The organism is Psychrobacter sp. 5A.1, assembly GCF_030407455.1.
Taxonomy (GTDB): Bacteria; Pseudomonadota; Gammaproteobacteria; order Pseudomonadales; family Moraxellaceae; genus Psychrobacter.
In genome coordinates, this window is sequence record NZ_JASDDJ010000070.1 from 1 (window position 1) to 16,089 (window position 16,089).

Sequence of the window (16,089 nt, forward strand, 5' to 3'; positions counted from 1 at the left end):
AATCCTGTAGCTCAAAAAATTAAGATCTATAGTATTAGTAATGAAAATCTAAAAAATAAGGATCTTTCATTAGGTTATTGTTTATATAATATAAATGACAAGATAAATGAAAAACACCTAAAAACTGGTTTGAAATGCGAAATAGTTTTTGATAAAGAAGAATTACTAAATATAGTCAGTGAATATAAAAACAAGCAAAGAAACGATTATTTAGAAAATGAACTTGAAGAAGCTAGAGAGCATATTGAACGTTTAAAACGTGGTAGAAACCTATTAGAGGTAGAAGTCGATAGATTAAAGAGAGATCTGCGAGCTACTCAACTTCAAGAACCTACTGAAAATCTAAATGATGTGAAGGACAGCGCCTATCGTCTTATATTCGCTCTTAAGGATATAATATTGGGATTAGACCAAGAGTCCAAAGTTTTATCTACTGAGAAAAAGAACAAAATCAATTTTGTTAATCAAAGTGAAATAATTGATCACATCACTGCTAAGGAGACTCCAAAGCTCAGCAAGAGCAATATTGAAAAGATCTTCACAGAAGCTAACAAACGTAGTTTAGACTAATTTTCGCAAGTTGCGATTTGCAAGTCGCAAGTTGCGATGACTATGTATGATTCCTACCTTATATTCTAGCTACACCGTAACTGTTCGTTGCGGTGGATAATCATCGTAATATACGGAGACGCTAGAATGAAAGATTCTACAAAGAATACCCAAACTGAAAAAAGTGTGGTTAGTAACCTTTTGCCGCTTCAGGGAATGTCTAGAGCAAAAGACATTCTGCCACTTTTACCATTTTCGAGAACGACTTTACATGAGTGGAGTAACGATGGTAGGTTTCCTGCAAGTGTTAAACTATCTCCAAAAATGGTGGCTTGGCGAAATGCGGACGTTCTAGAGTGGCTAGAAAAGCAAAGCCTAAATCCTTCTGATGTGCAGGAGGAAACTAATGATTAATTCAAACAAAGAAAAAGCCCATGCTCAAAGCATGGGCTTAGGTCAGTATTTAGCTGATTTTGAAGCAGCTACGTTGGCAGACGTAGCAGGCAACGAAATATTAGAAAACCTTATCAATAATCATGGAAACACTAATATCTACAAACTACATTGTGATATTACCATTTTTTCTGGACAACTAAAAGGAGAAATAAAGTTAGGTACCGCTAATTCCCTAGGATTAGTCATGCAAGATAGCAAAGCGCAAATAGTGAACCTTGCCAGCGTACCGGTTAATGGCAAAGGCAGACCTTTTATAGCCGACACCGCCAAACCCAGCGCCTTTATATTGGGCTCTATGGGTTTTAATGATGTGATTATAGCTATTGATAACCTGACCGATGCCATTAATTGCTATAACTCTTATATAGATGCAGGTGTACGAGCAAGTGTTATTACTAGCATAGTACCTAGTCTATTTAGGCAGACGGTAGCAGAGTTTGAAAAAGTAAGACAGTTAACCATTATTGTGACTGCCCTGCCAGCCGATAAAGCAAAGTTAAAACAGCTTGAGGGGATGAATGTTAAAGCAGTTGTATGTGAACATACGCCCATATATGAAGCCATACAGTATGGGGCTAGCTATAATGACTTAATAGCTGATGCAGAGGTTATCGACTTACAGACGCTAGGCAAACCAAAGCCAAAACTGATTAACCAAACCTTGCCACCAGTTAAGAATGTAACTGATGGAATGCTACCTGATAGCTTACAGCGTTACGTGAATAACCATGCTGAGCGCCTAAGCACCCCACCTGAATATATCGCAATACCTCTGATAACTGCGTTAGCAAGCGTCATCGGTACAAAGGTTAGTATTTACCCAAAGATGTACGATGATTGGGAAATCGTACCAAATATATGGGGCGCTATTATTGGGAATCCATCGACTAAAAAAAGCCCAGCACTTGATGCTGGCATGAAGCCACTTAAAAACTTAACGTATAAAGCAAAAGCAGATTATGAGCAATCACAAAAAGACTTTGCAGCACAAAAGGAGATTAATGAATTTAAGACCAAAGCCGTTAAAAGTGAATTACAAAAACTTGCTAGAGAGCAAGTTCAGCAAGCTGATGATGCTGAGCACAAAATCACTGATGACGATCTCAAAGCAAAAGCGCAAACGATAGCCGAAACCCAGCAAGCTAATGAAAGCGAGCCCATTATGAAGCGCTACATAGCTAATGATGGTACTTATCAAAAGCTAGGCGAGATACTAACCCAAACCAATAATGGCTTGCTAGTGGAACGTGACGAACTGACAGCTTTACTTGCCTCGTTTAACGGTGAGCAAAATAATGATGCTCGCAACTTCTATCTTGAAGCCTTTAACGGTACTGGCAGCCATGTTATGGATAGAGTGATTAGAGGTTCGATATTTATTGAACATCATTGCTTGTCTGTTGTCGGTGGCATACAACCGAACAAGCTTGAACGCTACTTAGAAAAAACCATCAAGGGGTTAGATAATGATGGACTGATGCAACGTTTTCAGCTTGCCGTCTATCCTGACCATATCAAAGGGCTAAAAGAGCGTGATATAGCACCCAATGCTGAGATAAGGCAGATTGTGTATGACTTGTTTGAAACCATCGACAATATGAGTTTATGTGATTTCATCAAGTATGGCGCAAACCCAGTCGATGACTATCACAAGCGACCTTATTATCATTTCACCGATGACGCTTATAAAAAGTTTATGAATTGGTACGATGAGCAAAAAGCTAAAGCTGATGAGTGTGAACATAGCGTGATAGCTGAGCATATAACTAAATATCCCAAAACTATAGCGTCATTAGCGCTTATATTTCACTTAGTCGATTGCATCGAACATGGCGCGTCATTAGGTGCAGTCAGTATGATAGCGCTTGATGCAGCCCTCGCATGGCATGATATGTTAGAAACTCACATGATGCGTATTTATAGCATAGTGACCGATAGCGCCAATATTAAAGCCTCTAATTTAGCTGATAGAATAATAAAAATGATTAAGAATGGAGGTAACAAAACTGACAAAACCGACTGGGTAAACCACGGCTTCACTGCAAGAGACTTGCACCGCAAAAACTGGAAAGGCTTAACTGATAGCGAAGACGTACTGAACGCGCTTGATATTTTAGTAGGGCATGACTGGCTAACATGGCAGTCAATTGAAAGTACAGGACAAGGCGGGCGACCAACGGAGCGTTACTATATCAACTCAAGATTAAGAGAGCTTTTATAGGTTCTGTCAGTTATGTCAGTGCAGCATCTAGGCGTTATTGAAAAATAGCGCCTTTTTTATTTTTCAAATTTAGATTTTGTCAGTACAGAATTATAGCGCTATTGTTAGATAATACTTTTTTAATATTTAGTGTTAGTTTCTTCAATCGATGCAACATTTGTAACTAGTTCATTTAGCGAACTATTAGTGAATTACGCTACCTCAAGGATAACCAGCAGCTCTTTAGCATCACCACTATGAGCCATGTATTGTATATGTACGGAGTTGACGGTAGGGAGTATCCTATCTAAAAAAAGTGAGTACAGGTAAAGCTCCAGCGCCAAGAATAGAGAATAATCTACATAAAATGTTTTGAACTGCCGCAAATACATCGGAGAGTGATTTACTTTAGTCTGTTAGCGATGCCAACAGATTAAAATTATCGGTGGTGTATCAGAAAGTATGCTGAGGAAATAAAAGGAGGAGTGACAGCCAGAGCAAGATGATATATTTGAGGTTATGAAGACACAAATAGATATCAGTTGCCCCGACTGTCACAGTAATAGTCTAAAGAAAAATGGCAAAAAAAGCTATGGTAAGCAGAATTATCAATGTAAGGACTGCAAACGTCAGTTTATTGGCGACCATGCCTTAACTTATCATGGCTGTCACTCTAAAGTGGAAGAGCTTATACGGCTCATGACAGTTAGAGGCTGCGGCGTTAGAGACATAGCTGTTATAGCCTCAGTCAGTATCGGTAAAGTATTGAGCACCATAGGCTCATCTGTTTATAAGATTACGCCTAAGAAGCGCTACTATGAACGCTTAGAGGTTGATGAATTCTGGACTTACGTGTATCGCAAAAAGCGTAAAGTTTGGCTTATTTATGCTTATGATCGCGTTACTAATGAGATTGTTGCTTATGTTTGGGGCAGACGCGACTTAAAAACGGCTAAGAAGTTAAGAGCTCGTCTCAAGCAGCTTAAAGTCAGCTATGGCTCTATCAGTATGGATAGCTGGGACAGTTTTATAACCGCCTTTAAACTTGACCACAAACGAGTTGGCAAATCTCATACGGTAGGCATTAAAGGTAATAATTACCGTTTTAGACACCGATTAAGACGATCGGTTAGAAAAACCTGTTGCTTCTCAAAAAAGCTTGATAATCACTTTAAAGTATTCGATCTGGTGTTCTTTTATGTCAATTATGGTTACGTCTGATGCCGGCATACTTTTTAGAACACCACCACTTTTTTAATATATTACCTCAAACCGAACTGACAAAACTGACAAAACTGACAAAAGTCTAGATTATAATTTATGATATTTTTGACACGTATATAAAATAACTCTTTAAATCTATTCTTGTCTAACCAATATCATTAAAATGTGACCAACATACTTCAGTAATCCTGAAGAGCCGTAATATTCATCAGTGATAGCCATGTTTTTATTAGATAGCTTGTGCTTCTTCTGTACCACTTTTACCTCATAACCATGGAAATTCTCACGAGCGCCGACACGTATTGCGCTATCAAGCCCTAGCTCTTTTTTAATATTACGCACTGCTTGCTCGCTATGCGCCCTAATCTGCCAATGACTGGCATCGATAAGCTGACAACCTACTGTGACGAACTGCTGTAGCATCTCAAGCCGGGTCTCTTTAATCCCAAAATGAATCGATGAGGTATTTAGGTTGTGTTTATCTTTAAATATTTCCACAAACGACTTCAGTCTAGCAGGCTCATCAATTGACATTTGATACGCACGATCAAGCGCAGTCACTAAAACTTCTTGGTTCTTATGTCCGGTAGGCGCACCTAAAATTAGTCTATCATCGGTAAACAGCTGGCAAGCATTATTGTAAATTTTTCTAGCATCACTGATAGCGATACCATGCCGAAGTGCGACCTCTGCCAACTGCCCTGCTCGTTTATCAACATTTACTGTCTGTAGTTCCTCTAATAGCGCAATCACATCGTATATTTTTGGATGAATAAATATAGATAACTGAGTATCTACCGCATCATTTTTTATGTTTTGCGGGTAAGTTACATTAACTGATGTACTGTTATCGACAAACAAAGACTCTTTGCTCACAACTTTGTTAATTAAGTAGCCACGCATCTTATCAAGATTAACCTGTTTAGTACTGCCATCATATGCTCTACCTTCTTGCCTATTCACTGTCTGATAACTAATACCTGTTACCATCTCAAATACGGTCACAGGCATAACAAGCTTAGCTTGACTCATTTGCCAGCCAGCCAGCAAATGAGCGGTATGAATATAGTACTCAAATGTAGTGTCTGGCGTTAAATGCCCGGCAAGACTAGCTAGCCCAAACCACATCCCCTTTTCTTTGTTATTAGCAAGCACAGCGCTAACGATAGCATCGCTATGGGCTTTATCATAGTCTGTCATCACCTGAGCCAGTGGTGATCCGCTTAACACCAATGCCAGCTGACTAAGTGCCGTATGCCGAAAGCTATGAAAAGTAAAGCTATGATTGCTTAATAAGTGATCCCAAATTATCTTCATCATATTACTAAAAAACACAGGCGGCAGTGGTTGATCACCTGAACCTTGCGAAAATAAATACTTTCTTTTTAGTCTACGCTGCTGATGATAATACGAAATAACTTGCTTTAGCTCATCTGCTTTCAGCAAGCTATCTATCGGTATCACTCGTTTAGCGCTGCTGCTTTTAAGTCTGCGATAACGGTTAGGTCTGAGGATAATTTTAGGGTTCTCAATGACATAGCCATTGATACTGCTTATATCTGCAATATCGCCGACCTTAATACCAATGATCTCGTTAATACGCATACCAGTCCGATAAGCAAGTGCCAAAACAATTAGGCATAGCTGCTGTTGCTCAACCTCTAACTCTGATGTTTTAATATAATTTTGCATTGCTTGGTATACACGCGGTGACACCATTTCGGCCTTAACCACTTGCCGGTTATTGCCCCATGGAAAATACACATAAGGTGCATCGAAACGCGCCCGCTGATAATCATGAAATGCTCGCAGACGACCATAAGTGAATTTTTGGTTATCCTTTAAATGATCTAGCGTAGAAGTATTTCGCTCTGCTTTCTGTTCAACAGAATCGACTAGTGTGTTGGCTTCATCTTCTGTATCATCAGTACTCCGGTTAAATTCAGATGATTTATTTAAGATTGAATTTTTCCGACCATCTTTAACCTTACTTTGAATAATTTGCTCATAGATTTCCTCAAAATCATCACCCTCCCATTGATTAATTTCCTCATCCATTGTTAGCATTAGCCAGTCGCGACCAATGCAGCCGATGTATTTACTGATGGTATTAAGCCGAATGCTATGATCATCAAGCAGCGATAACGCCCAGCCGAGCAAACGCTTCGCATTAGGCTGGCTAGCATCTGCCTTTAATTTTGTGAGAGTAGAAGTAGCAGTACTTCTAGTGAGCTTGAGCGTATCTTGCACTTCTCTAATTAGATTTTTGCTAAAGCTAGGGTAGTTTGTGGTGTTTTTCTTATCCTGTGATTTGTCTACCACCTGATAACTGGCATCAAACAACTCAGACCACGTAAGCGGCTCAGAATTTTGATTGATGGGCTCTCGGTTATAATGAATGAGATTATCAGTCGGCAGTCCTGTGGTTTTAATATCACCTTGCTTCACCACGGCAAGCGCGCCATCTATCTGACTACCTTCCATCTGCCGCCAGTGATAGTTGGCATGCTTAATAAGCATGGAGTGCTGCGGACGCTCAATATCTTTATTGGTGAGTTTAAGTCTTTTTGAGATATCATTAATTATGGTATTAAATGGCTCTATTTTTGCCTTACTCAAGTCTTTGTCTTTTATAGCATATAAAAAACACAAACTCATATCATCAGGTACGTAGTCGATAAAGCGCTGCAAGTCATCGTTACCTTCCAGTGCGCAGCCATAATTATCATCGGATACGCTAAGTGGTATTACAGCTACCTGTTCTGCGCAGTTCTCATCAGTCGTTGGCAGACTAATCTGATAAATAAGCCGCCCACCAAACAACCAGTCGTAAAGCGCTCTTAACTCCTCAATGTCATTGATACCACCATACATGATGCTGCAATAAAGCAGTCCTTCAACCAAATTGTTGATTGAGAATCGCCGTTTACGTTGCCAGATATCTATTATAGTTGTACTGCTGTCTGCTACAGCACGGCCATGCACAAACCAGTCATAGTTAGTAGTCAGGCGCTCACGAGTTGCCAGTATTGGCACCACGGGCTCATTGAGGTATATCTGGTGCGCTTTATTATAATCACGAACAAATTCTAAAAATCCGCGCCGCGCTAGTTGAAAGTTTTGCGCAGTATCAAACTTCTTTTCTAATAGCTCATTGATCGCTTCATAATGATGCTGTAGCTCACAAGGTGTCTGCATAGGGTTTTGATTAACGTAGTCTGCAACCAGTGCTTTAGCTGCGCGTTTGACACTTTTTTTAGCATCATCTCTATTTAACTGCCGCAGTTTGTGAGCACTAATGTTATCCATATAGTCGCACCTCAATTTGTTTTAAGTGAAGATCGTTGGCGATTGCATCTAGATGAGGACTGAGCTGGTGCAATTGATTGATAGAGCCTGATGACATCGGATGCATGAACTCTTGATCAGGATGCTCATGACCATAAAGCGCACGAATTAGATGGTCGGGCACGCGCCCTATCAGCATGGATCGAAGTTGATGGCGCAGCCAATTATCCTGATGACTAAAAAAGTCTTGCAGCTGGTAGCGGACACGGCTTGGTGTGATACCGATAAAACGTTTTGGATTTTTTTGGTAAATTTGAATGAGCGGTTGCTCTGATTGCAGAATAGCATCAATGGGATAAAGCGTTTCGGGACAAATTGGATTATAGATAGCGGCAAATTGCTTAATATAATCAATGTAGTTTTGTATAGCAATGATTAAAAACTGACTTAACGGAATAAGCCTGCCATCAGACTGACCGTGACGCTCTTCTTTATCAGACACCCACAATATGCGTCGCTTAAAATCAAGCTGGTTAAGCAGCCCTGGTACGTGTTTAACCGGACGAATACCGGTTTGAATCATAATAATATGCCACAGCCAAACGCTATAGCTATTAAATTGTGCAATATAGCGCTCAATACTATGATTAAGCCGCCCATTATAGCTCTCAGCGCTCATAGCCAACTGTTCAAAGAACTGCTCGCACATTTTTGTTTCAAGTACCATATTGCTACCAATGTGACTTTTATGCCCATTCGTGGACACGCTGCACTCATCTATCAATAACGCTCTTTGCTCGTCATCGCAGTATTTTGTTATCAAATCTATCGCTTTTATATAGGTTTGCTCTAGATCAGCAGTTTTGATGCTGGTGTAATACAGCGATGAGCTGTGCCTTACATCAACGCCTGTGAGGATGTCAGCATGCAGCGGCTCACTAAGACCATTTTTAATCACTACAAACAATCCAGAATCGATATATTGAGCACTCAGAGCTGGCAGGTTGAGCTGATTCTTAACTTCATTAATGGCTAGTTTAATATCATCAAGTGAAACAGTAACCTTATCCTCTAACATGATCTGCAGCGCTTCAGGTAGTACTCGCTTGAATACGCTACCATAGCTCTGCCTGTGAGCAAGCAGATGACTTCGGGTATTGGTGGTCACATCAATCGTGATAGCAATACTACTGATTTTACGGGTACGGTCATAAATAAAATACTGACGCTGACTACGACTGCATTGCCAATCAGTAATCACGCTATCGATACTAATACCGCTTAATAATGATAATAGCAGTACGGCATAGCCCGTCCTATTTTCTATGTGTTCGCTCATAAAACGTTGCCATAGCATCGCAAACAGCATCTGATAACCAGTGATACTCAGCTGGCGATGATTGGTTGGGAAGTGAAACTGATTGCGGCTGGCATGCTGATGATTATTTTTTAATCGCCATTGCTGTAGCTCAGAGGATTTAGCGATTTGTTTGATGGGTTTGAAATTATTATCTAGCAGTGGCAGCGCGTTATCATCGGCAATATTTTCAGCAGTTGCCACATTACTGTGCTTTTTTGATTGTTTCGTACTAAACAATTTTTTCTGTAATGGTTCGCCATCAATAATCACTGTCGTGTTAATGACTTTTTGGGACTGTCTTAATTTTCTGCTACTCTTATCATAGGTTTTACCGATAAAAGCCTTATTATTGATGACTACTTCATAAGCCAACCTGATTTGACCGATTTTACTACCAAGATATTGGTCCGCCGTTTCACCTGTTGCCTCTTCCTGTTTAACGCTTACCTCATACTTTCTGATAGCAGATAAGCATGAGGATAGGCCATCGCACTGATCATGAATACGAATTAGCTGGTTAAGGATATCGCGCTGTGGATCGGCATGTCTTAATGCCATGCGAATACGAACACCAAGCTTATCTATTTTGGCAAAATGCTTATCTCGCCTAGCTGCAATCATAAACATGATCTTGAGATAGTGACTCATAAGCCGCCACGCATCACTACCACTATCAACCGCACCATACGCTTGATAAAATGCGATCAGCATGTATGTAACCGCCCACTCTCCTGTCTTACCCTGCCCTACAGTCTGCTGGATCACTTCAGTACAATCGATGCCCCTAAAACTAGCATTAGCACATGATGTCGAACACAGTAGATCAAGCTCAGCGTCTGGCACCAAACTGACAATATCAATAACCAATGCTTGCATTTGGACATAATGCGGCGAACCTACAGGAACGATCTTATCTAATACTCGCCTATCAGTCACGTCAACAAATGCTTTAGTATCAGCCATGTACACCACCCATCCAGTTCATATTTTTAGGCAAACCTAATAAAGTCTTATCACATGCTGCCTTGCACTGTTGATACTCATAGCTGCTTTGACTGATACCTGCAAACTGACAGTAATTGCTAACAGTTAATCGATGCACGCCCATCAGCTCACACACAAGCTGCTTTGGCGCACTTTGATATATGGCTTGAAATAAGGCTGGATGGTTCACGCCAGCAAATCTAGATAGATTGAGAACCTCGCACCACGCCAGCCGCTTAATATCATGACGACTTTCAAGCGCAATCAGACAAGGCTGACGCCAGCTATTTTCAAACCTCATTACCTCATCGATTCGTGCAAAGTTATTGAAGAACTGATAATTGTCTTTATCAAGCACACATAACCGTAATACTGGTCGATAATAGTCATCTAAGCCTGCCAGCTGTGGTCGACTCAGAGGCAGTCTATGCTGTTGCCAAACCATAAAAGCAGTGTTTGCATCAGGGTGAATGGTGAGATTTTCTGAGCTCAAAATTAACAGCTTTTGAGTTGAGCGAAGGGTCTTATTTTTCACTATATACTGCTCTAAGAATCATTATTTCATTAATAGTACGTTATAACATAACATTATACAAGTGGATGATTTAATTATATTTATTAAAAAATATATTGGCTGTAAATGAGTGCAAAGTCATTAAAAAAGCTCTCACAAATAATAGCTAAACCATTATCTATGAGAGCTATGAATACTTCTGATCGGATAGTAATATCGTTATTTTTTAGAGTTTAAAGTGAACGTACGCGTTCAGCTACATTATTTATAAAACCTAATTTTTACTGTCTTCATCAGGTACGTATTTTAATATCTCACATGGTGTCACCTCTAGTACTTCACACAATTTGCTTAGCGTATCGAACTCTATACGAGTCGTCTCATCGTTATAAATCCTATGAAGTGTCGATTTACTAATATCCGTCATCCTTACTAAATCGGCAACTCGAAGTCGTCTTTCTGCTAAAAGCACAGGGAGATTACAAGAAATCACAATAAAATCCTTATTGGTAAGTAAAAAATACTTGCCAGTGACTACTTTTCTGCTAGAATAATACTCGTTGGCAATAACTAAGTTTCCGTCAAAAACTATTTTATGCTGACTAACGCTTTATTATGTCATATACCTATCTTGCTGCTCAATAGCTGGCTAATGATGATAGGTGCGACTGGTTCAATAGATATCATTACTATAAAAAGGTAATGCTAGCCGTAGGTATCAGATCATTAAAAAGGAGTACGTTATGGGCATCAGCATTGAATGGAGCATGACACAAAACGCTTGGGACAAACGGGTCTGTGAGGATTATTGGGCCTATAATCATAAAATCAGCTATGTGGATTATGTTAGTTTACTTTGTCAAAAATATAGCATTAGTACCCATACGTTATTTGACACCATAAGCCAATGCTACGCATGCTTAGATGATGTGTGCTGCGAATATTGCGGAAACGCCTGTCCTATTGAAGTACCTGCCGATATTGCTTATATGCGGGCAAAAGAGAGTTGGTTTTGCGCAGTATGTGAGCATGCTATGTGGCGCGGAGACTCTATTAGCAAATATAACTAGCTTCAATTGATAGTAGCAGCCAAAGCCATATGTTTATTACATGTGGCTTTACTTTTCTTCAGCATAAACCGCCTTTAAACGAAAACAATTAGGCTCATCAGTCATACTTGAGCTGAGATAAGTAAATGCATTATCATTAGACAACAACCCCTCAATAGCATCTGATATATAAGCAAAGGCTTCCAGTGGCAGACTTTGCACGCTCTGCGTCCCAATAAGTACCCCTTTAGTATTACGAGCGTTAGTAAGTAGACCAATCATCTTATATGTAGCTGTTTTTATCATATGGAATTCAGACTCACCTGTAGCACTGGCTTGAACAAACTGAAACGAATAACCACACTCAAACAAGCTTATAACGTCTGCTACATCTATACCGATGATAGTACTTGCAGACTTTGCATCTAGCAGTGCAATGACATCATTTACTTCATCAGGCTGACATCTAACAATCCCCTCTATAATATCTAAGCGTTCATACTTATGGTCATCTGTTTGTAAGCCTACTAAAATATCAGCCCCTGCTTTCCCTTTTAGCTCTAGCAGTGCCTGCACATCCCAACCATCACTAATGATAAAACAAGCAATAATCGCTGGCGGAAAATAGTCTATGTTTGGTCGGTATAAGGCTGCACAAGGTAAATCATTTATTTGCGATTTGTCGAGCTGATATTTCATGATTAGACCTTCTGTTACTCTAGGTGTTATGACATTACAATTACCAATCGTTTTTATTTTTATACTGATTTACTACATGATTAATGAATTTTTGCACTTCATCCATTAGCTTATCAACTTGCCGTAGATCTATTGAGTTTTCACTCTCAAAGATATCTGTGTCTAGTATAGCAAAGGTCATATGCCGACCTGAACCAAAGCGCTTTGGCTTAGTCACTTTTAAATCAAAATCAGCAGCTTCTGTCTTAAACAATTTATAAAGCTCATTCCTAACCTTGCTACGACTTTCTTTATTAGGAACAGATACTTTAAAGCAGATTTTCTCTTGCTCGATTTGTAAATAAATATCTATATTATTTTCTACTTTATGACCCAATCCCCAAAAGCCCATAAAGCCGCCCGAAGGATTAGCGACATAACCCCAGTTACCTTCTCCTAGGTAAGACTGTAAATATTGAAAAAAGCCAATCCAAGTCCGTTTTTTCCACTCGTTAACAGGTTTTGATTTAAAGCTTTGCACTGCTTCTTCAATAGACTGCAGATGGTTAAGATAATCGCTATATATATCACTCTCTTGCAGTGCCGCATTTTGTTCACTATTAAAGAGGTCTAATAAATCTCGTCTAGTTACTGGATAGAAGCCGTCCTTTAGCACAGCTTTGTAGTTGCTTTGATCATGCGTTTGTAAATAAATAGGAATAATTTTATCTTCTGTAAAGGTTTGAGCGTGTCCATTAAGCATAAAATGCTTGTATCGAACCAACTGATCGGAGTGCTGCAAACTGCCTACTTTATCTTCGATTAATACACAGTAAGTGTCGTTTATGATACAAAGGACATCAATGTTATTCACTTGACGCTTCACTACTATTTTATCAATACGACTCGGTAGCGAGTTACCCGCTTTTTTAAAGAATAACGCCAATACACTGGTTGCTATCTTATTGAGCGCTTTATGTTTATCGCTTCCTGTCTGATAGTCTTGGTCTGCCCACGACAGAAGCCAACAGATAAAAGCGTCTTGTGATAACTCAGAGGTGGCAAATTTAAATAAGTTAGGTGTGGTCATTCTAGCTCCTTGATGACATTTAAAAAATGTATTTGTCTTTTATTACTTTAGTAAAATTCTTGATCAACTATTTTGTATATAATTTTATCCCGCTTTCTAAGCGCTCTAAAATAGCCGCTTTTAACTCTACCGGTTCAATCACTACTGCTAACTGCGACATACTGACCAGCCAATCTTGCAAGCGCTGCGTATTGGCAACTGTTGCACGCACCTCGTTCCAAGTGTCATCGATAACCGTAATCGTTTGAGTAGATGATAACGGCCGCTCATAGAGATGCTGGCAGGCATATTTTTGCACCTTTAGAACCAGTCCGATTTTTAAACCATTATTCAACTCAAGCTTTCCTAGCTTACGTAGATTCTCAAGAGTGAAAGCATTGCGCTCTACCCAGTCCGGTACCGACTGCTCTGTTACTTCAGCTGCTTCAATACGATTAACCGCAAAATTACGATGTGCCATTAATAAGACATTATCATCGATATGATCATTCGTTGGATTAAACCCAGTAAGATAGATCATGTTGTCGATAAAAATAAGTCCTCTAGGGTAGATCACTCTGACGGTAGGATTGTTACGCCATTTGCTTTGATAGCTGATTTGAAGCTGCTTGTTGTGTAATAGTGCCTGATGGATGCTAGTCAGCACGCCGCTATCAAGCTTTGGTGCTTGTACGATACTAGACAGGGTAATAAGATAATCTTGCCACTGTCCTAGCTTGCTTTGATTGAAGCTGTGTCTATCTTGGCGACCTAATTGGGTCAACTTTTCACTAATGCTTTGTTTAAAAGGTGCTGGCAAGTAGTTCGCCGTATAGTTAGCGAGCATCTGCCAAAAAAATACCGTTTGCTCATTAATGACATCGATACTAAAACTTGGCTCAATATAAAACCGTGCCGTTTGTCCGCTGATATTCTGTCCCCAAGCTGGCAGACGCATTAAAGCGTCACTGTGAAAGACGTCATTGAATATTTGATTGAGACTTGTTAGGTCGTTCTCTAAATTTTTACGCTCGTTTGCGTAATGGTCAAGGTTATCACCATAAACGTTCATTAGCTCTGTGAGTGATATTGCCTTGTCTTTATGACGTGGCAAGCGCTGATAGAGCGCAAACAAACGGGTGGATTTGTTGTAGGTTGCGATTGGGTGTGTAGGCATGTTGGCTGCTCTATAGGCTATCGAATCTATCAAACTGTCATTTTAAAAGTGAACTATCGTAAAAAGGTTAATCAAACCGTACCACAATAGCTGTGCCATTATCATAAGCATTGCCATCCGAGTCGTATACTTGCTGCATAAGCTTCTGTAGCCATCCTTGTAAATCCGTTTGATTATCGATAAGTGACCACTCGTAGCACGATACTAAATCATGAATACCGTCAGTACAAATGACAAGGCTATCGCCTGCTTGCACTGTGATTGTTCGCTTATCACTTTTTGGTGGCTCGCTGCTTGGGTCATCACTATCTACTGCTAATGCAAAGCACTCGGTAATGCTATATAAGCTGCCCGCCATACCTGTGCGATTGTACTCGCTAGGCTGAGCTTCTCGACCTTCGTTATGTGCCTGTTCATCTACCAACTCATTAAGCAGATTATGATCACGAGTTAAGCACTGCCATTCATTCATATCTTTGCTAAGCAAATATACACGGCTATCGCCGACATGAGTTATATCTATATTTATCGACTTATCATCGTTTAGCGTGCCGGTGATCATCGCGAGAGTTGCTGCGGCACCATAACGTTTTTTTGGGTGTTTGGTTTGACTCAGTTGCGTATAGATATGATCTGAGGTGATAGCACTAGTACTCTCTTGATTGCTATCCCATAGCTTTTTAATTGCTTTGACAACTGCCTTTGAGCAGTGCTGTGACTGGTTAGAGCTAGCAACGCCATCCGATACCGCAAGACAAAATGGCGCTTGCACTGATGTCACTGGCATTACTCCTAAGTCCTCTTGATACCAGTGATCTAAGAAGAAAAATGCGTCTTGCTGTAGGCCGTTGCTGGCATTACCTTGAAAAGTAATGGCGCAGGCGTGAGCTATTGTTTCAGCAAGAGGTTCATACTCATAACTCGAAGTCGCTGTCATATTCATTCGCTTATTATTTATTATCATTAAGACAAGTATAGTAGACTGCCTAGTGATTTTTTTTCTAGGTTATATACTATAATAAATCTCCCAGACTATCTAAAAACAATAGTTAGCTTTGATTATTGTTAGGTTTAAGGGTATATCGCTAGAAAAGATAAATGAACTTATATACCATGGTCTAACCTTTCATTCCTATCTATAAGCCATCGACATGATAGATCTACCATACAAACAGTAAAATATTTACTTTTGCTGATTATTACAGATTATATATAACGTACTTCTCAGGTGACGATATCAGCGTTTTTTAGGGTACGTCATTATCAGTTTCAATAGGACAGAGAGTCGATTTTTTAATACACCCTGGTACTAAAAATTGATAATAAGCACCGTCTTGTATAGCTTAGCGAATTGTTTAGCTTTCAAAGAAATACCCAGGTAGCTTGGGCAATATTGGGGTTTGATAGAAATCATAGATTATTAAAACTTAGTTGGCTAAATACAGCTTAAGGTCTTTTATTCTAAAGCCCGTAAAGTTATAATCCCTCTCCTCTATAGGGAATAATCTATCTTCTTCTTAATTATTAGCATCAGATTTCAT

Annotated in this window: 13 protein-coding genes; 5 read left to right on the plus strand and 8 right to left on the minus strand. The window is 39.6% G+C overall.

Going from position 1 to position 16,089, the window contains the following annotated elements:
* The 4 genes from QL982_RS12515 to QL982_RS12530 all read left to right on the plus strand — a co-directional run.
* On the plus strand, positions 1-570 hold a 570-nt coding region (locus QL982_RS12515; protein WP_290190356.1), incomplete at its 5' end, for a hypothetical protein.
* Positions 571-696: 126 nt separating this feature from the next.
* Positions 697-963, plus strand: a complete 267-nt coding sequence (locus QL982_RS12520; RefSeq protein ID WP_173239350.1) for an AlpA family phage regulatory protein — start codon at positions 697-699, stop codon at positions 961-963.
* Positions 956-3,226 carry a YfjI family protein gene (locus QL982_RS12525; protein WP_201539734.1) on the plus strand — a complete coding sequence of 757 codons (2,271 nt, stop codon included), beginning with the start codon at positions 956-958 and terminating at the stop codon, positions 3,224-3,226. Before QL982_RS12520 ends, QL982_RS12525 begins: the two co-directional genes overlap by 8 nt.
* Before the next feature lie 498 nt (positions 3,227-3,724).
* On the plus strand, positions 3,725-4,426 hold the full coding sequence (locus QL982_RS12530) for an IS1 family transposase (RefSeq protein WP_290190357.1): 702 nt from the start codon (positions 3,725-3,727) through the stop codon (positions 4,424-4,426).
* A 138-nt stretch (positions 4,427-4,564) separates the two neighbouring features.
* Here QL982_RS12530 and QL982_RS12535 read toward each other — a convergent pair whose 3' ends face one another.
* The 4 genes from QL982_RS12535 to QL982_RS12550 form a co-directional block, all read right to left on the minus strand.
* Positions 4,565-7,738: a site-specific integrase gene (locus QL982_RS12535; protein ID WP_290190358.1), complete on the minus strand. Its 3,174-nt coding sequence runs from the start codon at positions 7,736-7,738 to the stop codon at positions 4,565-4,567.
* Entirely contained in the window at positions 7,731-10,040 is a 2,310-nt protein-coding gene (locus tag QL982_RS12540) for a hypothetical protein (protein ID WP_290190359.1), read from the minus strand. The genes QL982_RS12535 and QL982_RS12540 overlap by 8 nt, the downstream gene beginning before the upstream one ends.
* Positions 10,033-10,554, minus strand: a complete 522-nt coding sequence (locus tag QL982_RS12545) for a hypothetical protein (RefSeq protein WP_290190360.1) — start codon at positions 10,552-10,554, stop codon at positions 10,033-10,035. The genes QL982_RS12540 and QL982_RS12545 overlap by 8 nt, the downstream gene beginning before the upstream one ends.
* A gap of 295 nt (positions 10,555-10,849) precedes the next feature.
* Complete coding sequence (locus QL982_RS12550; protein ID WP_075101008.1) at positions 10,850-11,068, minus strand: helix-turn-helix transcriptional regulator; 219 nt, start codon at positions 11,066-11,068, stop codon at positions 10,850-10,852.
* Between the two features lie 250 nt (positions 11,069-11,318).
* Between QL982_RS12550 and QL982_RS12555 the strand changes: the two genes are divergently transcribed.
* Entirely contained in the window at positions 11,319-11,645 is a 327-nt protein-coding gene (locus QL982_RS12555; protein ID WP_290190361.1) for a hypothetical protein, read from the plus strand.
* Positions 11,646-11,693: 48 nt separating this feature from the next.
* Here QL982_RS12555 and QL982_RS12560 read toward each other — a convergent pair whose 3' ends face one another.
* The 4 genes from QL982_RS12560 to QL982_RS12575 all read right to left on the minus strand — a co-directional run bounded on the left by QL982_RS12560 (position 11,694) and on the right by QL982_RS12575 (position 15,485).
* Positions 11,694-12,323, minus strand: a complete 630-nt coding sequence (locus tag QL982_RS12560) for a hypothetical protein (RefSeq protein ID WP_290190362.1) — start codon at positions 12,321-12,323, stop codon at positions 11,694-11,696.
* Positions 12,324-12,363: 40 nt separating this feature from the next.
* Entirely contained in the window at positions 12,364-13,392 is a 1,029-nt protein-coding gene (locus QL982_RS12565) for a PD-(D/E)XK nuclease family protein (RefSeq protein WP_201539740.1), read from the minus strand.
* A 67-nt stretch (positions 13,393-13,459) separates the two neighbouring features.
* Positions 13,460-14,548, minus strand: a complete 1,089-nt coding sequence (locus tag QL982_RS12570) for a WYL domain-containing protein (protein WP_290190363.1) — start codon at positions 14,546-14,548, stop codon at positions 13,460-13,462.
* Positions 14,549-14,615: 67 nt separating this feature from the next.
* Entirely contained in the window at positions 14,616-15,485 is an 870-nt protein-coding gene (locus tag QL982_RS12575) for a protein phosphatase 2C domain-containing protein (RefSeq protein ID WP_290190364.1), read from the minus strand.
* Between the last annotated feature and the right edge of the window lie 604 nt (positions 15,486-16,089).